Consider the following 23309-nt stretch of genomic DNA (forward strand, 5'->3'; position numbering starts at 1 on the left):
CGGTCCGTTACAGCAGCGCGCTACAGCGTCATGCTACAGCGTTACGTTACAACGTTCCGGTTATGTATCCTGCGATGATGATCAGGACTACAAGCGGAATGATATAGCGGATGACAAACATCCAGACCGAGAGCACGCGGGCGCTCAGGTTGCTGCCTTGCATGATCTCCTGGGCAGCCTCATCAGCGCCCCAGACCCATCCAATAAAGATGCTGAGGAAGAACGCGCCGAGAGCCAGTCCGACACTGCCCACGTAGTAATCCATGAAGCTCAGGAAGTCGGTATCTCCGAAGATCCCCCCTTCGCTGAGGCTCGCAACAGCGCCCTGCGACAGCGCGGAAGGAATCGCCATGACGAAGACCAATCCGCCAATGATAGCGACAGACTTCTTGCGTGACCACGAACGCTCGTCGACAAAGTAAGAGACAACGACTTCCAGCAAGGAGATACTGGACGTGAGTGCTGCAATGGAGAGCAGCACGAAGAACGTGACGCTGACCACGCCGCCCAGGGGCATCTGGCTAAAGACCTCAGGAAGCACGATAAAGACGAGCGCCGGCCCGGCTGCAGGGTCCATGCCCATTGCAAAGATCGACGGGAAGATCATGAAGCCCGCCATAAGAGCGATAACTGTGTTGAAGACAACAACATAGATGCCCGATGTGGCAATGTTTTCTTTCTTTGACAGATAGGAGCCGTAGGTAACCATAGCCCCCATGCCCAGGCTCAGGGTAAAGAAGGCCTGCCCCAGTGCTGCGATGATGATCTCGGTCGTCAACCCTGAAAAGTCGGGCCACAGGTAGAAAGCGATCCCCTCGCCAGCGCCTTCGAGCGTCACCGCACGGAAGATCACGAGCAGGATGAGCACCAACAGAATTGGAAGCAGAATCTTAGACCAGCGCTCGATGCCCTGCTCTACCCCGCCAAGTACAACGAGCAGCGTGATGCCCAGAAAGACTGCCAGCAGCGTGATGACCAACAGGGGAGAAGCCACGAAATCCTCGAATCCCAATCCAGGGGCAATCACATCTTTTACCGCGTATCCAACAGCCCATCCGGCAATCACGCTGTAATAGCTGAGAATGACAAACCCGGCCAGCACGCAGAAGCCGCCCACAATAAGCCAGAGCGAGCGTTTCCCGACAATTGCCTCAATGGCACCTACTGGATTACGCTGGCTGTTGCGCCCAAGCGAGAGCTCGGCAAACAGATAGGGCATGCCAATCCCGATGATGCAGAGCAGGTAGACCAGCACAAACGCGCCGCCTCCACCTTCGCCTGCCAGATAGGGAAAGCGCCAGATATTCCCCAGCCCAATTGCTGAGCCGGCAGCCGCCAGAATAAAGCCGAGGCGCGAGCCCCATTGTTCGCGAGCAGGTGTATCGAGCGATGCCATATAAGAGCCAGTCAATCGGTCAAGAGCAACACGGGGGAGCAGACACAGCGATCGGGGCTACGTCATTTCTACATGTAGTAGAGGTCTACATGTGCAAGAAAGTACAAGCACCCATGGGCTCACGCAATCGTAACAAAGAGCTATTCCCCGTATCGTCGACGAAGAATCATTCAATTTGTACCCTAATCGGTTGTTGTTGTAACAAGTTGGGGCAGATTATGCGCAAAGAACGCAAATAAGGAAGCTCTCTGGTTTAAGGCTTTTTGTTTGCATGGGCTACAATTCAGCCACTTTACCACGCTTATCCATAGCATGCTGGCGTAAGGGAGCCGATGTCCATAGGCCTACATTATCCATAAGCTTACATTGCCTGGATGGTATTCACGATGCCTGTTCGAATGAGGGCAATCGCGATAGCAGCCAGAAACAGCGTAGCGACCTTCGCAAATGCACGGGCTGCGCCGTTGCCAATCATCGCAATAAGAGCAGGCCCGAAGTAAAAGACCAGGTACGATATGCTCAGGTTGGCGACCAGGGCAACAATAGTAGGCAAGTAGCCTGCGCTGTTCTGCAGAACAAGAATGGCCGTGATGGCTGCTGGACCTACCATCAGTGGCGTGCCGAGAGGCACTACAGCAAGGTCAGCACCAACGTCTCCATTTGAGCTACCAGGCTGGCGTGTGAGGTTGCTAAAGAGCAAGTCCGTGATCGCCAGCACCAGCAGAATGATTCCGCCTCCGATGCGCAGGTCATCTACGGTGATGCCAAGCGTCTGAAAGATGAACTGGCCGGCAAGCAAGATCACAACAGCGATGGCAAAGGCTGTCGTCGTGGCGCGTTTCACCAGCGCACGGCGCGTAGACAGCGTCATGCCATCGGTCAGTCCCATAAACAGGGGCAGAACGCCCAGCACATTCATGGCAACGAAGATGGAGAGAAAGGCCTCAATATACGGAGAGAGGTCAATAGCGGGAAGTTCAACCATGGCGATAAGCAATCAGCAAGAAGACCGCGGCGCATGCATCCACACGGCTGCATACGTTGCCATATGCGCATGTCGAAAAAGGGCAGCGCGACGCGCAAACACGAACGCCGTACCCGGCGCCCGAAATGATGTTTTGAATGCGCTCATGCCTGACTTGAACTGCGCGTGGATTTGCAATGCGTGCTTGGTAAAGTAGCAACTGCTACACAAAGCAACGGCTTTGCAGAGCAACGGCTGCGCAAGAAGCACGGCCTTGAAAGGTGGTGATGAGCCGTGTTACCGCGACGACAAAGAGCCGGGCGTATCGGTATCGCCCAAGTCGGTATCGCCCAAGTCGGTATCGCGCAGGTCGCCCACGCCGTATTCGCCCGAAAACGAATCCAGGTCACCGTCTGTGCCTGAAGAGGGGGAGGCCCCGTCGTCTGGTCCGGATTCGTCGGCCGGCCCGTGTACCGGACCCAGACGCTGAAACAGCCCCTGCCACGACCATCCGTAGAGCCGTCCCATGATCAGCCCGAACGCGACCGCGGTAACGCCCCAGGTTACGAGCGTGCCTGGGGTCGGCGCCATCGTGTCGAGGCGGATGAGCGCAGGCGTTGTAAGAACAGACTCCGGAAACGTGACGATTACGGTGCCAAACAGGTTGTTACCAATGTGAATGCCCATGGCCAGCTCCAGGCGATCATCGGCCAGCGTAATGAGCGCCATGAACGCTCCGAATCCCATATAATACGCCATCATAATGCCCGCCCCAAAGCTTGCCACCTCCGGGTTCGCCCAGTGCAAAAGCCCGAACAGCATCGACGATACGATTACAGCGGCCCATCCGGAGCGTAGCCACCGTGCGGCGCCCTGCATGATGTATCCGCGCATGATAAGCTCCTCTACGCTGGCCTGAATCGGAATCAGCGTAAGCGCAAGCACCAGCAGCATCAAAAACGGACCAAGCTCAAACGAGATGTTGAGCGTCTCCGAGGAGACGAGTGCCTCCATGCCCAACGTGAAAAGCATCAGTCCCATCCACGCGAACGTACCGATGCCAAGGCGCCCCCAGTCGACCGAGTCAGACGGTGTAATAATCGACCGAAACGGGCGCCGATGCAGCAGCGGAATGCAGAGTGCAAGCACCCCCAGCAAGATTACAAACGGCACCATGTTGACCGCAAAAAACTCCAGGTCCGACAGCCCGAACGCCTCTGGCGTCGTAGCCTCGGGTTCCATCGGGATGCTGCCCGAAACGACCCATACGAGCGCCAGCACGGCCACGCCTCCCACCACAAACGCACCGACAATAAGACCGAGTAGCGTAATGACATACGGAGGCAGGCCCGAGCGGCCCTTCCAGGCCTGTTGTAGAAAACGAGACATAACGGTGCTGCACGGTTTAGAGGGATACGAACGGTAGGCTACCATACGAGAGGTACAGGTGCAAGATGCATCGCATCTGCTCTATGCATGTCCGAATCGCGTAGGCGAAAAGGCCTTTCATCGATCCCTCATTCAGATGCGACACCGACCGGCCTGCTGTCTTGAACCCGACCGTATAGACTGCGTACAGAGAACGCTATTCACATTCCTGCTAATGTCCCTCGAACGGCTCTGTGCCGAAGGATTTAATGGACGACATCCTCGACCTGCTGCGCTCCAACGACCGGTTTCTGCTCACTTCGCATCTGCGCCCCGACGGCGACGCACTCGGCTCCGAGATTGCCCTCGCCGGTGCGCTCCGTCAGATGGGGAAGACCGTCGACATCATCAACGCCGACGAGGCGCCGTATAACCTGGACTGGCTTCCGGGCGGGGAGCGCATCCAGCAGTTCGAAGGGGCGCTCAAGCAGCACGAGGCGATTGCCGAAGCTGATCTCATTGTCGTGCTCGACACGAACGATGAGGAGCGCCTGGGGCGCGTGGGGAGCAGCGTACGCAAAGCGAGCGCCGAAGTGCTGCTCATCGACCACCATACCGAGCCCGAACAGTGGTTCGACCATACGTACGTGCGCGACACCGCGTCGGCTACCGGCGAGTTGATCTATGAGCTTATCGAAGCTATCGATCCTTCGTTGATTAACGAAGAGGTGGCCACTGCGCTCTATACGGCCATTATGACCGATACAGGTTCGTTCCGCTACAGCAGCGTTACGCCACGCCTGCATCGCATCATCGCCGATGTGCTCGAGCGGGGCGATATAAGCCCCGGACCAATTCACGCGCAGATCTATGACCGGCGCTCCATGCCAGCACTACGCCTGCTCGGACGGATGCTCAATCGCATCCGCATTAAGTTCAACGGGCAGCTCGCATACTCGGTCGTTACGCAGCGCATGGTTGACGATACCGGCGCAGGCTGGGATGATAAGAAGGGCTTTGTGAACTATGTGCTCTCTATCGACGGCGTGAAGGCGGCGGTACTTTTCTCCGAAGTAAGCGACGGTGCCAAGATCAGTTTCCGCTCTGAGGGCGACGTCCACGTGGACGAATGGGCCCGTTCGTTTGGCGGCGGCGGCCACCGCAACGCATCAGGCGCCTACGTGAAAGGCGACTCGTTCGACGACGTCATTGCCGATGTTGTCGGCGCGGCTGCACGCTATATCGAGTTTGACCTGCCCGATAGCGGCCCGCTCTCCGAAGAAGACGCTTCCGAAATCGCCGAACTCATGAAATCGCCGAGCTCGTAACAGCATCCGGAAAACATCTACAGGCGAAGCTGGGTGGGCGGCTTTGCATGCAGGCTACGGTCTCAAGGCTACGGTCTCATGTGCCCGCAGCGATGCCCGGCTGCGCACCCCGTCTTGCATCCTCCATTCATCAACCTGTCTCAGTGACCGATGACCGTAACCCCAACGCCGCGTCCGCCGGCTACGCTTAACGTAGATACGTTGCTTGTACCGCTCGCCCAGCCTGTAGCGGAGGTGGAGCGAGACGCGCTGGCTTCTGTGTTTGGCTCTGCCTTCCAGCATGCCCTCGACGACATCAGCGACGAGGTGGGCAGCCTCGCGACGTTCTACACCGATGCCGTTGATGCCCGCCGTGTCGTACTCATAGGCTGTGGCCCAGCCGACGATCTCGATGCCGAGACGCTGCGCCGGAGCGCCGCCGCCGCTGCCGAACCGCTGCGAACAACCGATGCCACATCGGCAGCTTTCGTCATGACAACGCTCCCCATGGATGCGCGACCGGCTACGCAGGCGCTCGTTGAGGGGCTCATGCTGGCCCACTATCGCTACACCGCGTACAAGACGGATAGCAACACGCCAGCGTTTGAGCAGCTGCTTATCGCGTACAGCGAAGACCACGACGAGGCCGCCGTCGAAGATGGTGCCACCCGCGGGCAGCATCTCGTAGAGGCGACCTACGCAGCGCGCAACCTGGTGAACCAATCGCCCCATGAGAAGACGGCGCGCGACCTGGCCGCCGCAATCGAAGCATCGGGGCAGGCGCACGGATACGACGTTGATACGTGGGACAAAGAGCGCATCGGAACGGAAGGGATGGGCGGTCTGCTGGCGGTGAACCGGGGCAGTGTAGAACCCCCCACGTTCAGCACCCTCACGTGGAATCCGCCCGATGCAGTAAATGCAAAGCCTATCGTGCTCGTAGGCAAAGGCGTCGTGTTCGATACCGGAGGGCTGTCGCTCAAGCCGACCAAGAATTCGATGGACTTCATGAAAGCGGACATGGGAGGGGCAGCAGCCGTTATAGGCACCTTCGAGGCGCTGGCTGATCTCGATATTCCGCTCCACGTCATCGGGCTGGTACCGGCCACAGACAACCGTCCGGGTGGGCATGCATACGTGCCCGGCGAGGTCGTGACCATGCACAGCGGGGCCACGGTTGAGGTCATGAATACAGATGCAGAGGGCCGCATGCTGCTCGCCGACGCCCTCTCGTACGCCCAGCGCTACGAGCCCGAGCTGGTCATCGATCTGGCTACGCTTACCGGTGCCGCGGTGATTGCACTAGGCCATTACGCATCGGCCGTGATGACATGCGATACGGGCAACCCGTCGGAGCGTCTGTACGCCCTGCAGCGTGCCGGCGAACGTACCGGCGACCGGGTCCACCCGCTGCCGCTCTACGACGACTACAAGGAGCAGCTCAAAAGCGACATTGCCGATCTCAAGAACGTCGGCGGACGCCCAGCAGGGTCGATTACCGCCGGAAAGTTTCTGGAGCACTTCGTCGACTATCCGTGGATGCATCTCGATATTGCAGGCACGGCTTTCCTGAGTAGCTCGCAGCCGTACCAGCCCAAAGGGGGAACGGGAGCCGGCGTACGGCTTCTCGCTGACTACCTGGACCACTACGCTGAAGCCAAAGAGGGCGGCGCTGCCTAAGAAGCGATGTAGGCAAGCGGCGCGGCATGTGCTGTTACTTCCCTGTTCTTGTATTTCCTGATCGCTTGATTTTATAGCTATGGCTATTAAACGTCCCACGTATCAACGCCCCGACCCATCCGTTGATGTCGACGCACGTACGCGTGTCGCCATCACCTTGGGCGACCCGAATGGCATCGGCCCCGAGGTGCTGCTGAAGTCGCTACACGACCCGCACCTGATGCCTGCTATGGAGCCGATCGTCGTGGGATCTGCGCATGTGCTTCGCGTACATGCCGACGTGCTGGGCTACTCCGACCTGACCATCCACACCGTAGACCATATCCCAGATACCATTCCAAACGACGGCATCACGGTGCTCGACGTAACGGACGGGCATGCTCCTACCGTGTCGTTTGGCGCGGTTACCGCTGCCGGAGGCACCCTCGCCATGCATGCTGTGGCCGCTGCGGTAGACGCCTGCGTTGAGGGCACAGCAGATGCGATGGTGACGGCGCCCATCTCGAAAGATGCAATCGCTCAGGCTGGCTACACCGTCCCCGGACATACCGAGTTTATCGCCGAACGGACAAACAGTCCGCGTCCCATGATGATGATGGTAGCAGGGGGGCTCCGTGTGGGGCTCGTAACGGCTCACATCCCGATTGCGCAGGTCGCTAAAGGCATCACCAAAGCCGCTATTGGCACCAAGTTAGAGGTGCTGGATACAACCCTGCGCAACGACTTCGGCATCGAAACGCCCCACATCGCGGTGCTTGGGTTGAACCCACATGCGGGCGACGGGGGGGTGCTCGGAAAAGAAGAGGAAGAAATCATCGCGCCCGCGATTGCCGAAGCCGAAAAAGCCGGGCTGAAGGTGAGTGGCCCGCTGCCCGCCGATGGCTTCTTTGCGACACAGCTCGACGAGGGATACGACGCGGTGCTTGCGATGTATCACGATCAAGGGTTGGTGCCATTTAAGGCGCTTGCGTTCGACCACGGGGTCAACTTCACGGCCGGACTCCCGATCGTGCGCACCTCGCCCGACCATGGTACTGCGTATGGCATTGCGGGCAAGGGCATGGCACTGCCTGGTAGCATGCGTAGTGCGATTGAGGTGGCCATTACAACGGCGCAGCATCGCCGTGCAAAGCAGAGCGCGGCCTAAGAACCTGTTTTGATTTCTTAATTTGGGCTCCGAGCGGCGGTGCTGGACTGGGGCCGAAGGGCATGCCCCTGGTGCAAATTGCTCCCGATGTCGGCCCGTAGCCCCGGCTACGAACCTCCATCGTGATCCAATTTTCGCCTCAGCGGCGCTCGCTCTCGCCTACAAACCAAAACCCAAACAGGATCTAAGGGCTACCGAGCATGCGCTTGTGAAGCACATGCGCCCAGACCGCTGCATCCGTTCGCATCCTCCTGCACCAGCCGACCGGCTCTCATGATTCACTTCCGAAACGTGACGGCGTCGTACCGGGCGCCAAACGGTGACAAGCGAATGGTGGTTGAAGACGTCTCGTTCGATGTGGAGCGCGCCGAGATGACGTATCTCATCGGGCCCACTGGAAGCGGCAAGTCTACGCTGCTTCGCATGCTCTACATGGATCACTTTCCCGACAAAGGCACTACGCAGGTCGGCGATTACCGCTCCGATGAAATTCAGGACCGCGATATCCCGTATCTGCGGCGTGAGGTTGGCGTGGTCTTTCAGGACTTTCAGCTGCTACCCGACCGTAGCGCCTTCGACAACGTGGCGTTTGCACTGTACGCTACCGGTAAGCGTAAGAAAGACGTACGGAAGCGCACGCTCAAGGCCCTTACCCGTGTTGGGCTCAACCACAAGCGCGACCAGTTTCCACACGAGCTGTCGGGGGGCGAGCAGCAGCGCGTGGTCATTGCACGGGCCATCGCAAACGATCCGTGGGTGCTCCTGGCAGACGAGCCGACCGGGAATCTCGACCCGGTGGTGGCTTCCGACATTCAAGGCTTGCTCGTCGACCTGCATCATCAGGGCATGACGCTGCTGATGGCCACCCACGACTATCGCCTCGTGAAAGAGTATCCGGCCCGCACGCTTGCAATCATGAACCGGCAGGTGGTAGAGGTCGACCCGGATACACTGTGACACCGCGGCACCACATCCAATCACATCCAGGTGCAGCATTGCAGAATCACTTCGCTCTGCGTTGCCAGATTTGGGGAGGCGATGAAAGGGGGGCTATTGAAGGCGTGCACCCAGCCGTCCATACTTCTACATGGTCATACCTCTCAGCGCCAACGAAGCATGCAGACCGGGAATAAGTTCAGCCGCACTCCACAACCGCTTCGGTAGGAGCGGAAGCACAGGACGCGCCACCGCGCGAAACGCATATCAGCTGCCCAGCGGACAAAAACATGTGGCGTAACGATGCCGTTTTGCACCTCGCGTATGGCTTTGTAAACGAAACATGAAGGCGTGGCTTGGGGTGGGCACATCCGATCGCTGCCTTTCGCTCCATAAACCGCGTGAAACCCTCACATGACGCTTTTGAAGCGGCGCATAGCACGCCTCTACGATATCCTCGAAGCAAAGTGGAAGAGCAAGGGCACAGAGCGAGGAATCGCCACGTCGTTGATTGTCAGTTTCTTTCTGGCACTGGCGCTTATTGAACTGAGTCGCCTTGGCATATTGCCTGATGAAGGCATGCTGGGGCTGGTGCCGACCAACCATTTCTACGCTATCGACGTAGCATTTTCGCTCTTCCTGATCTTCGAGATCATCGGCCTTATTTTTGGCCTGGCAACCTCGGTAGCCGACACGGCTGGCAAGCAGCTTGAGATCTTCTCCCTGATCTTGCTGCGCCAGTCGTTTAAGGAGCTGGTTCACTTCGAGAAAGAGCCCATTGAGTGGAGCATGGACGAGCCCGAGGCAGTGGAAGCAGTGCAACTTGTCGTTGTTGACGCGGTTGGGGCGCTCGCCATTTTTGCGCTTCTGGGCGGGTTCTATGCGCTGCAGAAACACCAGAATATCACGTCGTCGGTCGATGAACTGCGTCAATTTGTGGATGCGAAAAAGACGCTGGCTACGGTGCTACTCTTCATCTTTGGCATCGTGCTGCTGTATGGCGGATATAAACTGCTCCAGGGCGACACGCAGTACCCGCTCTTCGAGACGATCTTCACGGTCTTTATCTTCAGCGACGTACTCATTGTGCTGGTATCGCTTCGGTACGGAAGCACATACCACATCGTATTCCGAAACTCAGGCTTTGCGGTGGCTACCGTGATGATCCGCCTGGCACTGGCCGGGCCGCGTTACCTCGATGCACTGCTGGGAGTAGGAGCAGCGCTTTTCGCTATCGGAGTCACGGTTGCATATAACTACGTGACGCCGGTTCTGGAGAACGACGCGAGGGCGCGCGCTGAGCGAGCGGCACTGATCCAGTCTGGAGGGAGCGAGTCGGCAGAGAATCAGGTCAACGACACTGAGCCTTCTGCTATGTAGCAGCTATGTAGCAACGGTAAGCCAAAGAGAGGAAGCAGCGGATTGCCGGCTTCTCTTGCACCTTGCATGCTCTTAGTCTTCAGGCATCGCTACGTCGGAACTGAACCCACACGGTTGTGCGAGCGGCAACGTTTTGTCCGTTGATCTGTGCGGGCTCGAATGAGGATTCGCACACTACGCGCAGTGCCTCCTCATCACACCCATACCCGATGCCGCGAATTATCTGGGCCTCCTGCACCGACCCGTTCGCGCCAACAATGGTTTGCACGTAGACCCGTCCGACAATGTCATTGGCAGCAGCCGCTTCGGGATAGGTCGCGGCTTCAGTGAGTGCCGATAGGCCACCTACCGGAGCAGGCGACTGGTCTACCGTTGTGTGCACCGCGTCGGTCGTAGAGGGGGGTGTCTCAGGACTGTTGCTTTCATCTGTCTCTTCCGTCTCCTCTTCGAGCGTTTCAGCACCGGCCTCGTTTTCCGAGTCTGCTTCGGGTTCGGTATCTGTCTCTGAGCTTTCAGGCTCTTGAATGAGCGTGTCCGGGCTTACCGGAGCGGTGGTAGCATCGGGCGGGGTGGGAGCATCATTCGCATCCGCTTCTGGGTCGCCGGTGCGCGCCTGTAGCGTAATAGAGCCATGCGTGGTACGGGCTCGAACCGAGGCGTTCCCACCGTGCAGCTGCGCCTCAAAGTGATAACCAGCCTCGCTCGTGCGCAGTTGCCGTGTGTCATACGTCAGCCCACGTGAGAACACGCGCCCGGCTTCGGTCTCGGCGTCCACACGGGCAGACGCCGTGTCCGGCACCGCGATGCGGATATTCCCATTCTCGGTTTCTACGTCGACCGATGCACCGGCCTCAAGGACAGACAGATCCAGGTCGATATCGCCGTTTTTGATGCGCACCCGTATGTCGCCCTGGCCGTTCTGTACGTGTATCGTGCCGTGGGTCTGTTCGACATCGAACCCGCCCTGCAATCCGCTTAGGCGAACAGCCCCGCTGGAACGTCGCACGACAAGTGGAACGGATGCGGGCAGCAACCCCTCAACATCGATGCGGCTCTGCGTTGGGGCCGTTCCATCCAAAGCAAACGTATAGCGCTGCTCGGTACCTCGCTCTTCTACAGTGAGTCCGTCAAGCACTGCCTGCGCAGCGGTAGAGTCGCGCCCACGGGCTGTTTTCCTGAACGTCCAGGTGGCGGCATCGTCGTCGTGGGCTTCCAACTGTAAGTTTCCACGCAGCCCGTTCACCTCAAGCGTACGTCCGCGAAGGGCAACGGTCCGCTCTTCTGTATCGTGAACGGCTACTCGACCAATTTCGAGAACGCCCTCTTCGGTCTCTTCAAGGCCCGGCGGCTCCTCGCCACAGGCGCTAAGCAGAAAGAGAGCAAGGGTGCCGATAAATAGAGGAAGCGACCAGCGGGACCGGGGTAGCGTCAACAAAGCGTGTATCATAATTATAATAGGTCGATAGGAATTAGTGCAATTCGACGCGATTGATAAAGCGGCGGACCGCAAAGAAAGAGCCGGTCCAGCCGAGTAGCATGCCAAAAATAACCATGCCCCCGAGCAAGATCCATTCAAGGTCGGGCGATACTCCGGCTAACTGAGGGAAGTATTCGGTGGCGCTGCGATAGAGTCCCCACAGTCCTCCGCCGGCCAATATCCCTGCAAGCAGGCCCTGCAGGGCACCCTCCACAAGAAACGGGCGGCGGATGAACGCATCGGTGGCGCCCACAAGTTTCATCGTGCGAATGAGCAGCCGCCGGGCATAGATGGTTAGGCGAATGGTGTTGCCTACAAGAAAGAGCGCTGCAACGAGAATGATAGCTCCTACAGCCAAGCCCACACTTCCAGCCATTTGAATGTTTTCTTGTACGGTATTAAGCAGCGGCTGGTTGAAGACAACCTCATCCACATGATCCCAGCTCTGCATTGTGCTCTGCAGCTGCGACAGGCTATCGCCATGTACATGAGACGGCACGACCTGCAGCCGCACCGATGCGGGAAGAAACGGTTCATCGATGAATGTATCTGCGCCCTCGCCAAACTCCTCTTGAAAGATCTGCTGGGCCTGCTCGCGTGAGATGTACTCCGCGCTGGCTACGGTCGGATGCGTCTGAATTCGCGAAAACAGCGCTTCGGCTTCCGACTCGGTCGCCTGCTCGGATACGAAGACCTCCATTTCGCCAACGCGTTCCTGTAGCCACGACAGCACCTGCTGCGCTTCCATTCCGAGCAGTGCCAGCGTGCCCAACAGGAGTAGCGCAATCGCCATCGCTGCAGTCGATGCTACCGCTGCAAAACGGGCGCGACGAAAGTTGGCAATGCCTTCGCGAACAGAAAAGAAGAACGACACGGGGCAATCAGGTGCAGTTAGGGGATGCAAACGGAGGAAGCGCTAACGGACGCATGCAGTACATTGCGGCATGCCTCACACGTAGCAACGTACATACTCTTACGCAGAAAGTCGACCGCCGTACTTCGTTTCTGACGCAATAAGACGACGCAATAGGATCATCTCAACCCAGGCGCCGCATTGAAACACCCGTTCTCTACGGGGTCAGATCTTGAGAGAGAACGAACAATTCGACGAACAAGTGGCGGTTGTGTGGCTGATCACGCAGCCGGCGAAAACGCGTCGCGTTCCGAAAACGCTGTGGCGGCATCTGGTTCGTCCTCGGCCAGGCCGTTGCCGATGAGGTGGTGGGTAATGCGCCAGGTGTGGTAGGCAATGCGGTCGAGCCAGCGCAGGTGGGCCAGCACGGTCAGGGCGTCATCGGGCGGCAACTGGTCGGTTGCAATCCGCTGAAACAGCTGTGGACGCCGGGTGCGCCGCCGGTCAGCCAGGGTCTCGGCGGCGTCTCGAATCGCGTCGATGGCCTCAGCTCGTTGGTCGGCTGATCCATTCCGGGTGGTCTCTTCCCGCTCCATCTGCTGGCGCACCCGCCGCCAGGCCGGGCGCAGCGTATGTTCAAGCGGCTGTACTTCGGTTTCGTAGAGCGAGGCGGAGGTGTTAGGTCGTTCCTGCAGCGCATGCACCAGCCGGTCGAGATGATCCAGGGCGTGCAGGGTAGACAGATGCCGCTCCGACTCATCGGCATCGTTCAGCGCATCGAGTTTGCCGACAAAAGCGCGCGTGTCGATCAGAGCCTCCTGAATGGCGGTCCAGTCAGGGGCCGGGCGTTTGGGGTTGAGGCAGGCGGGCGCTCGCTTGAGCACAGCGGCGGTCGTCGACTGCACGGCCCGCCGGGTCGCTTCGCTGGCCATGGAAGGCACCTCCATTACGCTATCGTCGAGGTACCGTGTTAGGCGGGGGGCGTCGTCTGGAATGAGCCGTTCTACGTATTGAGCAAAGGGGGGGAGTATGGGGATGAAAAGAAGAATGCCCATCAGGTTGAACACAGTGTGGAAGGCAGCGATCACAAGTGCCTCGTCGCCCTGCGTAAAGGCAGCCATCCAGGTGTCGACGCTCCAGACAAAGACCGGCAGCAGTGCAAAGGCAACGACGCCGGTGGCCACATTGAACAAGATGTGCGCCAGTGCTGTCCGCTTGGCAGGAATCGAGGCGCCGATGCTGATAAGCGCGGCTTTCACCGTCGTGCCCAGGTTCTGCCCGATGACCAGAGCAGCGGCCTGGTCGATCTCGATCGCCCCGCTGTAGAGCGCTGTCAGCGTCGTAGCCACCGCCGCACTTGACGACTGCATGAGCACCGTCATGAGCGCGCCAATGCCGACCAACAGCGCCCAACTGCCCCACGACCGCGTAGCCCATACGCTCAGGTCGATCGTTTCGGCGAGTCCGGCCGTTCCGGACTGCAACACGTCGATGCCCACGAAAATCACTCCGAATCCAGCCAGTGCCATGCCGGCCTGGGCCCAGCGGTCGCGTAGGAGCAAGCGCATCAGCGCGCCCACCCCGATCATGGGCAGTGCAATGGTGCTGATTGACAGCTTGAGCCCGAACAGGCCCACAAGCCATCCGGTGCTGGTCGATCCCAGGTTGGCTCCCAGAATAACCCCGAGCGCCTGCGGAAACGTCATCAGCCCGGCGCTCACAAATCCGATTGTTGTTACGGTAGTGGCGCTCGACGACTGCACGAGCGCGGTGAGCCCGACTCCCGAGGCCAGGGCGCGCGGTGTCGTATCCGTAAACCGCCCCAGTACATTCCGCAGTGCACTGCCTGCCGCCGCCTTCAGGCCGTCGGTCATCAGAATCATGCCAAGCAGAAAGAGCCCGATGCCCCCAAGTACGGTGGCAGCAATAGACAGCATAGACACGTCGTTACGTATGAATCAGAGAGAAGCCCTGTGAAGCAGCGAGTGCACACGATCCGTGCACACGATCCGTGCACACGGTTAAGGCGCAGGGGGAGGGATCGGGGCTTCGTGGTACGATCCCAGCAGCTTCTGTTCCGTGGTCAGCTCCGCCAGGTGACCCAGCGCCCGTTGCAGCGGCGTATCGGCGTAGCTGCCCGCCACATCCACATAGAAGAGGTACTGCCCGGGCGTGCCAAAGCGCGGGCGGCTCTCCATCTTACAGAGGTCCAGTTCGCGCAGCGCAAACACCGCGAGACTCTTAAACAGCGCCCCCGCCACGTTCTCACGGAGCGCGAACACGACGGAGGTTCGGTTTGCACGGTCGGAAACATGGTCCTCCGCCGGTCCGGGGCGAATCCCCAGAAAGCGCGTGAAGTTGCGGTCGTGGTCCTCAATGCCCGTATCCAGCACCGCGAGGCCGTACTTGGCAGCGGCCTGCTCGCTGGCAATGGCCGCCTGCGTGCCGTCGCCTGCCTCGGCTACAGACCGCGCCGCCCCGGCCGTGTCGTACGACGCAACGGTACGGGCTGCAGGCAGGGTAGCCGACAGGTAGTCCTGGCACTGCCCCAACGCCTGTGGATGCGAATGCACGGAGTTGATGGTTGCAAGCGAGGCCCCCGCTGGCGCCATCAGGCAATGGCGAATGCGCATAAACCGGCCCGCTTCAATGTGCACGTCGTGCGCACGCAGGTGGTCGTAGTTCACATGCACACTCCCAAAAAGCGAATTCTCGATCGGTACGACCCCCGCGCCCGCCGTACCGGCGTCGACAGCCGCAAACAGGTCTGCAAACGTATCACACGGCAGCGGTGCAGCATCCGGATAGAGCGTGGCAACAGCAGCTTCGCTGTATGCCCCAGCGACGCCTTGAAATGCAACCTTCATATACAGTCGGAGCGAAGCTAAGCAGGTTGAGAAGTCAGGCCATGCAGAAGTCAGGGGGATGCGCACGGGCGGCAGCCCCTCGGATGGCTTTCACGGCCACACAGGCAACACGCTGCAACGCGGCGGTGGTCGTGCGAGCGGATCGTGGCCGCCCTATTCGGCAGAATATCGCGCGCTACCAGCTCACCGTCAACGAGAGCCCGTGTCCTCCGCTCGCATCGACATGAGGAGTCAGGTGAGCGCGGGCTCCGCTTGAGGCGTCACAGAAGCGATCGGGCGTTGCACGGAAGGCCCATCCGGCGCCCGCACTGGTAATGAGGATACCCGGCAGCGTATACACAAGCAGGGTAAGCGGTGCAGCTACTATGAAGGCGAAGCCGCCCTCCGTACTATCAAGCGTCTTGGAGGTGCGCCACAAGCCGATGCCAAGCGCTCCGAGGCCCGCTGTACGCACCCCGAAGCTAAGCCAGGCAAGCTCGGGTGCGCCCGTGCACCACAGTCCCATCGAGGGACCTATGGCGATGCCGAGTGCAGAGAGGCAGGTGCCCACGATAGAGAGCGGCGATCCAAACGAGGAGCCTTGCCCTGTAGATTCGTCGATCGTATACGCCAACGAGCCCAGTCCGATCGGAATAAACGTGGCCAGGTAAGCACGCCCCAGCGCATGGGAGGGCTGAAGCCGACTTTGCCAGTGCGGCGAGATGGGTTCATAAGCCAGTCCAGAGAAGGGCAGTATAGACCTCGGCGTGAGCCCCTGCGGCGTAACTTCCTCAGGAAGCGCCTCAACCGATGGCTTACCAACTGACGTATGGTGCACTGGTTGAACGGCCACAGTGCGATCGGCGACAGACTGAAAAGCGACAGATTGGCCGGCGACAGGACTGCTGATGGCGCCGCTTATGAACAGCAGTCCCACAAGCCCGAAAACGCACCTGAACGCGTAGCGAAAAGGCATGACGATGAGAGAAGGTCAAGCAGAAAGATCGGAGGAGAATGTAACGGTACGTCTCCACCAACATAGCCCATGCACAGATTGGATGCAATTTGAATGTGGGGAAGCAGGCGATCGTTGGCATCGTCGCCTGCAGCATCCTGCAGCGTGTCTCCGTTTCATTTTGGGCTTGCATGTCTGACAGGTAATCTACACCTTAAAGAGGTCTTCATCCCCGTTGGATAGGTGCTTTTCCAGTATGGACACGATTCACAATCCCGTTCAAGGCGATACTGTCACGTTTATAACTACCGCGGATGAGTCCGACGGTGCGCTCACCGTCCTTGAAATTGAGTTGGCTCCAGGCGGGCGCAACGCAGAGCACTACCACGACGGATTCACCGAGCACTTTGAAGTGATGGAAGGCGTGCTTACGGTACATATCGAAGGCAGAACCCGTACGCTGCGTCGAGGCGATCGAACCAGTGTGGGGCGTGGCGTTTCTCATTTCTTTGAGAACGCCACCGACACTTCTGTTCGGTTTCGGGTTGAGATGAGACCGGGCCACCGCGGATTTGAGCACATGCTACGCATCTTGTACGGACTGGCACGCGATGGCGAGCTGAACGATGAGGGCTCTCAGAGAAATTCCTGCACAGCGCTGTGTTGGCGAGTATGAGCGGTACGACGCATACGGAGACCCCTACACCGGTGCGGTGGGGCCTGAAGCTACTCGGCGTTCTGCCACCGGCACAGAACGCAAAATCGAAGTTGAGGGCTCGCTACGTAGATCAGGCTGCAGTCTGAGTAAGATCGAAGTAGAAAAAACGGTCATCGCATCCACAAGCAGGTGCGAGAACTGCATGGTTGTCGTATTGCTGTATGGTGCCTTGGATTATTGCGTGGACGTTGCGCTTCGGCAGCCAGGAAACGCAACTGCAAGGGGGCGCAGTCGTGACGTCTACCAATGCACTATCCCTCGTACAATCATATGATGTATCCATGTCCGATAATGTACCTATGTCCGAACCAGCAGAACTCTCAGGCCAACGTGGCTCCGAACTGTTCAAGAAAGCGGCCGCTCTGTCATTCAATGCGATTACCGTAACTCGTTCTAAACGCGAAGGAGAGCCCTCAAAAATCGTCTATGTCAACGACGCGTTCACTGAGATGACTGGCTACGCAGCAAGCGATGTCATGGGCAAGACACCGGGAATGCTACAAGGTCCCAAGACGGATCCGGAGGTTCTCGAACGACTCGACCGTAAGATTCGCAAGGGTGAGACCTTTCACGGGGAGACGATCAATTACCGAAAAGATGGCTCTCCATTCGTGATTGAATGGAAAGTAGCTCCCATTATGCAGGAAGGCGGAAAGACTTACTACGTGGCCGTGCAGCGTGACGTAACGGATCAGCGCAACGTTCAGGTCGAGGCAGAGTAACACCAATTCCGCATGCGCCGTTGGCACAGGGATGTGTAAACAGATGGACGAGCACAACGTCCGTTCTCTTATCCATCTATCACTTATCTAACGGCATGTGCGGGTTCCCTTCCTCCTTTGTTGATCGTCGCCTTGTCGCAGAATGCGCGGTCCTCACATCCCCCATTCCCTCACGCTGTTCGGGATTTCCCCCTTCGCGAAGGGGGAAATGTCGCGTAGCCACAAAGGGGGATATGCGCCCAAAAGGATAATGGGTAGCGGGCAAACATTAAATGATGCGAGCGATACAGTTCGGATGCGTGTTGTGACTTTCGTTCAAGTCGCTCTTCGACCGATTGATTTTCGACCGATGATTGAAGAGACCACAACCTACCAGTGCCGAAAGTGCGAAAGCGCCAACATCGTCAAAAACGGCAAGAATGTCTGCGGCAATCAGCAGTATCATTGCAAGGACTGCGGGGCCTACGGCGTGATCGATCCGACGCCCCGAGGCTACTCTGAGGAAGAGAAAAAACGCATTCTTCAGGCCTACCACGAGCGCGGCTCAATGCGCGCTGTAGAGCGGATCTTTGGGGTCAGCCGTCCGACGCTTTCGCGGTGGCTCAAAAAAAGGGACGCCTCCTCGACGCAGTCGCCCACGAATTAGAGCCCGGCCAAGCCGATGACCTGCTTGAACTTGATGAATGTTGGACCTACGTCCAACAGCGTTCCAATAAGCGATGGCTATGGGTTGCTCTATGTCGGCGCACCCGGCAAGTCGTAGCGTTTGTAATTGGAGATCGGAGCGCTCGGACCTGTGCTCGGCTCTGGAGCCGAATCCCTGCGTCTTATCGTGCGGCACAGAGCTTCAGCGATTTCTGGACCGCGTATCAGCCGGTGTTCAAGGACGATCCCAAGCATGAGCAAGTAGGCAAAGCCAGCGGCGAGTGTTCGCATGTCGAACGGTTCTTTGGCCTGCTTCGGCAGCGACTGGCCCGCTATGTGCGTCAGACACGAGCAGCCTCCGAGTCCGAGCGGCCTCCGAGTCTGAACGCATGCTGCACTTGACGACCCGGCTGTTTATCGCACGGTACAACCGAGGCGTCACTTAACATCTTACCGCTACCGGATAATGAAAAACTTGCACACCGCGTTATCTATCCGTCCATTCCTGATCCCGTTGAGGCTCCGGTAGAGGAAGATGCTCCTTGAACAGCATCTTACGTTCGTACGTATACGCAGCGTCTTTCAGATGCCTCATATACTCCCCTATACGCATTGTCAGTTTCCGAATCAGACTCGCAGGAATCGAGATCAGCACCGGGGTCCATTACGCGCGAAGCCGTATTTGTAGCCATCACCCTCGTCGGCATGGTCGCAGGTGGGCTGCTTGACTGGTTTGACGGTCCTGCAGGACCTATGTGGGTTGCGTTTGGAGCGGCCTATGTGTTTGGCGGATGGGAAGGAACCAGGGCAAGCATACAGTCGCTCCGAAAGGGAACGGTCGACATCGACATTCTGATGATGCTGGCTGCGCTGGGCGCGCTGGTCATCAACGCGCCGTTTGAGGGGGCTATGCTCCTCTTCCTGTTCTCGCTCTCGGAGGTGCTGCAAGACTACGCAATGGGACGTTCGCGCCGCGCTATCCACGAACTGATGGCGCTACGTCCGGACGAGGCCGAGGTGGTCTGCAGCGACGGATCAACCGAAACGCGGCGGCTCGATGACATCGACGTAGGCACCACCGTGCGCGTGCGTCCCGGCGATGCGATCCCGCTCGACGGCACCGTGGTTGAAGGAGAGAGCACGGTCGACGAGTCCTCGGTCACGGGCGAGTCGGTTCCCATCGATAAATCGGAGGGCGACGAGGTGTACGCAGGCACCACCAATGCCTCGGGGAGCCTCGACATCCGGGTGACGCGGGCGGTGCACGAGTCGACCATTGCTCGGCTCATCGATATGGTCGAGGAGGCGCAGAGCCGGCAGGCACCCACACAGCAGCTCTTGGAGCGTATCGAGCAGCCATATGCAATCGGAGTGCTGGTTCTTACCGGTCTATTTATTACCGTACCCGTCTGGGGCTGGAACGAGGCGTTTCATGACGCTTTTTACCGCGCTATGACGCTGATGGTGGCCGCATCGCCCTGCGCGCTTATCATCTCAACACCGGCGGCGGTGCTCTCAGCAATCGCTGGGGCAGCACGGAACGGAATCCTGTACAAAGGCGGGGCTTACGTGGAGGCCACCGCCGATATCAACGCGGTAGCGTTCGACAAGACGGGTACGCTCACCACCGGGGACACGGTTCTCGAACGTCATGCTGCTCGTGAAGGGGCTACCATAAACGGCGCATTGGTATCTGACAACGACGTGCTTCGCCTGGCAGCAGCGGTGCAGCAGCGCTCCGAACATCATCTGGCCGAGGCTACCGTTGAGGCTGCAAGAGCGCAGGCACTCACCATTCCCGAAGCCAGCATGTTCGACTCAGAGGTGGGGAAGGGCGTCCGGGCTACGGTAGATGGCGCTACGGTTCACATCGGCAATCTGCGCTACTATGCAATGGACCGGTTCAGTGCAGCTTCTATTGAGGGATTCGAGGCCGCACAGGAAGCTGTACAAGCTCTGCAACACAAGGGGAATACCGCTGTCCTCGTCGTACGTGAGTCTGATGAAGAGGGACCGCACGTGCTGGGATGGATGAGCTTTGCCGACCAGCTCCGTGAGGGCGCAGCCGATGTCGTCCGGGCGCTGCATGCACTCGGTGTAGAGCACATTGTGATGCTGACGGGCGACAACGAGACGGTGGCGCACGCCATCGCAGAAAAAGCAGGCGTAGACGCCTACTATGCAGAGCTGCTCCCGGAAGAAAAAGTGGAGCGCCTCAATGCGTTAGAAGCAGAATATGGCGGAGTCATTATGGTGGGAGATGGGGTGAACGATGCCCCTGCGCTGGCTACAGCCCGCATCGGTATTGCAATGGGAGGCGCGGGTACAGATGTAGCGCTTGAAACGGCGGACGTTGTCCTCATGGCCGACGATCTCAGCAAAATCCCCTACGCAATACGCATGAGCCAGAGAGCCAAGCGCACGCTACACATCAACTTCGGCATCGCGTTTGGAGCCATTGCTATTATGGTTACAGCTATCTTCTGGACCGGGCTTCCGCTCCCACTGGCTGTGATCGGGCATGAGGGGTCTACCGTGCTCGTGAGCCTGAACGGACTGCGGCTGCTTGCTTTTCGCGGTTGAGCGAAGGCCTCTGCGCTTTCCCTTTCCTTTCCGCTTCATGCTTATTCGTGCTTATGCCCAGAAAGCATGCTGAATGTGTTCAATCTCCGGCTCGTCGCCCTGGCGCAGCACAATAGCAACAACGTCGAAGCGCGAGCTGGAACGCTCCATGTTGTTCTGGTACAGGTACGCTTCCGATACCTTTATAAGTTGCTTCTTTTTTGAATCGGTGACTGCTTCTTCGGGCGCTCCGTACCCCAGCCCAGATCGCGTTTTTACTTCGACAAACACGAGGTCGCCAGTAGGCACGGCGGTTGGGTCGTAGCAGATCAGGTCGACCTCGGCACGCTCGAAGCGGTAGTTGCGCTCAATAACGTGGTAGCCTTTGTTTTCAAGATAGGAGGCTGCAAGGGCTTCGCCGCGGGCACCCAGGTCGGTGTGGCGTTTGGTCATAGCTAAGCAGGCAAGCGGTGTAAGATACGAAGTAAGATGCGAAAGACCTGCAGAACGCAAGAGGCGGCGTGCATCGCGTTACGATGACGCATCGGAAGGTGAGTGCTGCTGCTCGTGATGACTGGGCGCCGGGGAGCCGGTAGACGAGTCCGCAAACATGCGAGCCATCTGCACCAGGCGGGTCAGCGTGTCCAGGTCATTCTGTTGGACAAGCGGAAGCAGCACGTCAGACATCGACTCGAAAGCTTCCAGCAGTTCGATCAGCGCAGCCAGGCGCTCGTTGAGCATATCGGTCTGTGATGAGGCAGCGGCCGACTTTGGTTCGGGAAGGCCGTTGCGAAAGCGTTCAAGCTGCGACTGTACCGGCTGTAACTCGCGGCGCTGCCGCTCTTCAATGATGCGGGCCGTGATGCGCCACACATTTGTATCGGCCTGGTAGTAATCCTTGCGGGAGTCGGGCAGGCGCTTCTTGGAGACCAGCTGCCAGTCGGTGAGCGAGCGCAAGTTCATGTTGGCGTTGCCTCGACTGATGTCGAGCGCCTCCATAATCTCATCGGTATTCATCGGTGCACCGGCGCAGAACAGACGAGCGTGGATCTGCGCCATGGTGCGGTTGATGCCCCACTGCGAAGCCATCTCGCCCCAGAACGCTACAAACGACGCTACAGTGTCTTCATAGGCGCGTGCTGGATCTATATCACGTGACGTATCTGGAGACGCATCCGGACGTGGAGAACTAAGCGACGTCATATGTCCGATGTAAACCACATGATCAAGGAAAAGCACTGTGCTCTACATATTCCATCAGCACCGCGTATGGTTCCAACAAGCCCGTTTGCCGCGGGCTGCAAGGCGTGTCACGGCGGACCCGTACACCGGCTGCAGAGCGGCCTGGCGGAGACAGTGAACCGAACCCTCTGCGGCGCATGCAAGAAGCTGCACAGCAGTTTACTGATTCGTACCTTAGCTCTGCGTTTCGACGCGATAACGTTCTCATCGTATACGCCCCTCCTATGATCACACTCACAACCGACTTTGGGACAAAAGACGCCTATGTATCCGCCATGAAAGGCGTGATGCTTGGCATTGCTCCAGAGGCGCGCCTGGTAGACATCACGCACGGCATCAGTCCACAAGACGTCATGGAGGCGGCTTTTGTGTTGCAGAGCGCCGTGCCACACTTCCCCGATGGCACGGTACACCTGGTGGTTGTAGACCCGGGCGTAGGGTCGGAGCGGCGCGCTGTTGCTCTGCGGTATGCGAATCAGTGGTTTGTTGGGCCCGACAATGGCGTGTTCTCGCTTCTGCTCAACCAGGAACCCCCGGATGCAATTGTCGAGCTCGACAACCCGGCCTTCTGGCGCACCGACACGCCCAGTGCTACGTTTCACGGACGCGATATCTTCGCACCAGCTGCTGCTCATCTGGAAGCAGGAGCATCGCTGCACGAGATCGGCACGCCTGTAGACAACCTTTCTTCGCTGCGGTGGGCTCTTCCTATGGTGCTGCAGCATACGATCGAGGGATGGGTTGTGCATATCGACCGGTTTGGCAACTGCATCACCAATATCGAACCGGATACCGTAACGAAAGCATTCCCTGATCTCGACAGTGAGGCACTGCATGCTCCCACGCCGCCCGCTCCCGTGCCGCTTAAGTGCTACGTGGGCTCTACCATACTCGATGCAATTCACCCCACGTATGCTTCGGTAGCAGAGGGCGACCCGGTCGTGCTTTTTGGCAGCAGCGGGTTTTTAGAGGTTGCCGTGAACGGGGGCCATGCTGCACAGCTGTTAAATATCCGAAAGAGCGATGCCGTCAAGCTGCTTCCTCCGTCGTTAGACACAAACACGCCCAACGTAGCACACCACGCTGCCTGACGGATCTGATGTGAAACGTA

At 58.6% G+C, this 23309-nt stretch carries 19 protein-coding genes and 1 pseudogene; 10 read left to right on the plus strand and 10 right to left on the minus strand.

Annotation, left to right across the window (positions count from 1 at the left end):
- Window positions 1–46 precede the first annotated feature (46 nt).
- The 3 genes from ACZ48V_RS06860 to ACZ48V_RS06870 all read right to left on the minus strand — a co-directional run bounded on the left by ACZ48V_RS06860 (window position 47) and on the right by ACZ48V_RS06870 (window position 3749).
- Entirely contained in the window at window positions 47–1396 is a 1350-nt protein-coding gene (locus ACZ48V_RS06860) for a sodium-dependent transporter (RefSeq protein WP_464542852.1), read from the minus strand.
- A 361-nt stretch (window positions 1397–1757) separates the two neighbouring features.
- On the minus strand, window positions 1758–2381 hold the full coding sequence (locus ACZ48V_RS06865; RefSeq protein ID WP_464542854.1) for a MarC family protein: 624 nt from the start codon (window positions 2379–2381) through the stop codon (window positions 1758–1760).
- Between the two features lie 276 nt (window positions 2382–2657).
- Window positions 2658–3749, minus strand: a complete 1092-nt coding sequence (locus ACZ48V_RS06870) for a lysostaphin resistance A-like protein (RefSeq protein ID WP_464542856.1) — start codon at window positions 3747–3749, stop codon at window positions 2658–2660.
- A 233-nt stretch (window positions 3750–3982) separates the two neighbouring features.
- On the opposite strand from ACZ48V_RS06870, the gene ACZ48V_RS06875 reads away from it, so the two are divergent.
- The 5 genes from ACZ48V_RS06875 (at window position 3983) to ACZ48V_RS06895 (ending at window position 10178) form a co-directional block, all read left to right on the plus strand.
- On the plus strand, window positions 3983–5056 hold the full coding sequence (locus tag ACZ48V_RS06875) for a DHH family phosphoesterase (protein ID WP_464542858.1): 1074 nt from the start codon (window positions 3983–3985) through the stop codon (window positions 5054–5056).
- Between the two features lie 150 nt (window positions 5057–5206).
- The gene (locus ACZ48V_RS06880) at window positions 5207–6715 is read left to right on the plus strand and encodes a leucyl aminopeptidase (protein WP_464542860.1); all 1509 of its coding nucleotides are present in this window, start codon (window positions 5207–5209) and stop codon (window positions 6713–6715) included.
- A gap of 79 nt (window positions 6716–6794) precedes the next feature.
- The gene (pdxA, locus tag ACZ48V_RS06885) at window positions 6795–7862 is read left to right on the plus strand and encodes a 4-hydroxythreonine-4-phosphate dehydrogenase PdxA (protein WP_464542862.1); all 1068 of its coding nucleotides are present in this window, start codon (window positions 6795–6797) and stop codon (window positions 7860–7862) included.
- 273 nt (window positions 7863–8135) lie between these two features.
- Window positions 8136–8819, plus strand: a complete 684-nt coding sequence (locus tag ACZ48V_RS06890; protein ID WP_464542864.1) for a cell division ATP-binding protein FtsE — start codon at window positions 8136–8138, stop codon at window positions 8817–8819.
- A gap of 393 nt (window positions 8820–9212) precedes the next feature.
- Window positions 9213–10178: a hypothetical protein gene (locus ACZ48V_RS06895; protein WP_464542866.1), complete on the plus strand. Its 966-nt coding sequence runs from the start codon at window positions 9213–9215 to the stop codon at window positions 10176–10178.
- 79 nt (window positions 10179–10257) lie between these two features.
- Here ACZ48V_RS06895 and ACZ48V_RS06900 read toward each other — a convergent pair whose 3' ends face one another.
- From ACZ48V_RS06900 to ACZ48V_RS06920, 5 genes are all read right to left on the minus strand, one after another.
- On the minus strand, window positions 10258–11613 hold the full coding sequence (locus ACZ48V_RS06900) for a TonB family protein (RefSeq protein WP_464542867.1): 1356 nt from the start codon (window positions 11611–11613) through the stop codon (window positions 10258–10260).
- Window positions 11614–11647: 34 nt separating this feature from the next.
- Window positions 11648–12529: a cell division protein FtsX gene (locus tag ACZ48V_RS06905; protein WP_464542869.1), complete on the minus strand. Its 882-nt coding sequence runs from the start codon at window positions 12527–12529 to the stop codon at window positions 11648–11650.
- 260 nt (window positions 12530–12789) lie between these two features.
- A complete protein-coding gene (locus tag ACZ48V_RS06910) occupies window positions 12790–14445 on the minus strand; it encodes a Na/Pi cotransporter family protein (protein WP_464542871.1) in 1656 nt (551 codons plus the stop codon).
- Window positions 14446–14529: 84 nt separating this feature from the next.
- Window positions 14530–15375 carry a prephenate dehydratase gene (gene pheA, locus ACZ48V_RS06915; protein ID WP_464542873.1) on the minus strand — a complete coding sequence of 282 codons (846 nt, stop codon included), beginning with the start codon at window positions 15373–15375 and terminating at the stop codon, window positions 14530–14532.
- A gap of 175 nt (window positions 15376–15550) precedes the next feature.
- A complete protein-coding gene (locus tag ACZ48V_RS06920; RefSeq protein WP_464542875.1) occupies window positions 15551–16330 on the minus strand; it encodes a hypothetical protein in 780 nt (259 codons plus the stop codon).
- 235 nt (window positions 16331–16565) lie between these two features.
- Between ACZ48V_RS06920 and ACZ48V_RS06925 the strand changes: the two genes are divergently transcribed.
- The 4 genes and pseudogenes from ACZ48V_RS06925 (at window position 16566) to ACZ48V_RS06940 (ending at window position 20977) form a co-directional block, all read left to right on the plus strand.
- A complete protein-coding gene (locus ACZ48V_RS06925; protein WP_464542877.1) occupies window positions 16566–16985 on the plus strand; it encodes a cupin domain-containing protein in 420 nt (139 codons plus the stop codon).
- Between the two features lie 203 nt (window positions 16986–17188).
- A complete protein-coding gene (locus ACZ48V_RS06930; protein ID WP_464542879.1) occupies window positions 17189–17749 on the plus strand; it encodes a PAS domain-containing protein in 561 nt (186 codons plus the stop codon).
- A gap of 349 nt (window positions 17750–18098) precedes the next feature.
- Window positions 18099–18840: pseudogene (locus ACZ48V_RS06935) on the plus strand (IS1 family transposase).
- Window positions 18841–19006: 166 nt separating this feature from the next.
- Window positions 19007–20977, plus strand: coding sequence for a heavy metal translocating P-type ATPase (locus tag ACZ48V_RS06940; protein ID WP_464542881.1), 1971 nt, complete (start codon window positions 19007–19009; stop codon window positions 20975–20977).
- Between the two features lie 51 nt (window positions 20978–21028).
- Here ACZ48V_RS06940 and ACZ48V_RS06945 read toward each other — a convergent pair whose 3' ends face one another.
- Together ACZ48V_RS06945 and ACZ48V_RS06950 are read right to left on the minus strand one after the other, a co-directional pair.
- Window positions 21029–21409 (minus strand): YraN family protein, encoded by a 381-nt coding sequence (locus tag ACZ48V_RS06945; RefSeq protein WP_464542883.1) that lies wholly within the window; start codon window positions 21407–21409, stop codon window positions 21029–21031.
- A 78-nt stretch (window positions 21410–21487) separates the two neighbouring features.
- Window positions 21488–22159 (minus strand): GbsR/MarR family transcriptional regulator, encoded by a 672-nt coding sequence (locus ACZ48V_RS06950; protein ID WP_464542885.1) that lies wholly within the window; start codon window positions 22157–22159, stop codon window positions 21488–21490.
- Window positions 22160–22422: 263 nt separating this feature from the next.
- Here ACZ48V_RS06950 and ACZ48V_RS06955 point away from each other — a divergent pair, with 263 nt between their 5' ends.
- Window positions 22423–23289 carry an SAM hydrolase/SAM-dependent halogenase family protein gene (locus ACZ48V_RS06955; RefSeq protein ID WP_464542887.1) on the plus strand — a complete coding sequence of 289 codons (867 nt, stop codon included), beginning with the start codon at window positions 22423–22425 and terminating at the stop codon, window positions 23287–23289.
- The last annotated feature ends 20 nt before the right edge of the window (window positions 23290–23309 follow it).

The organism is Longimonas haloalkaliphila (genome assembly GCF_055379825.1).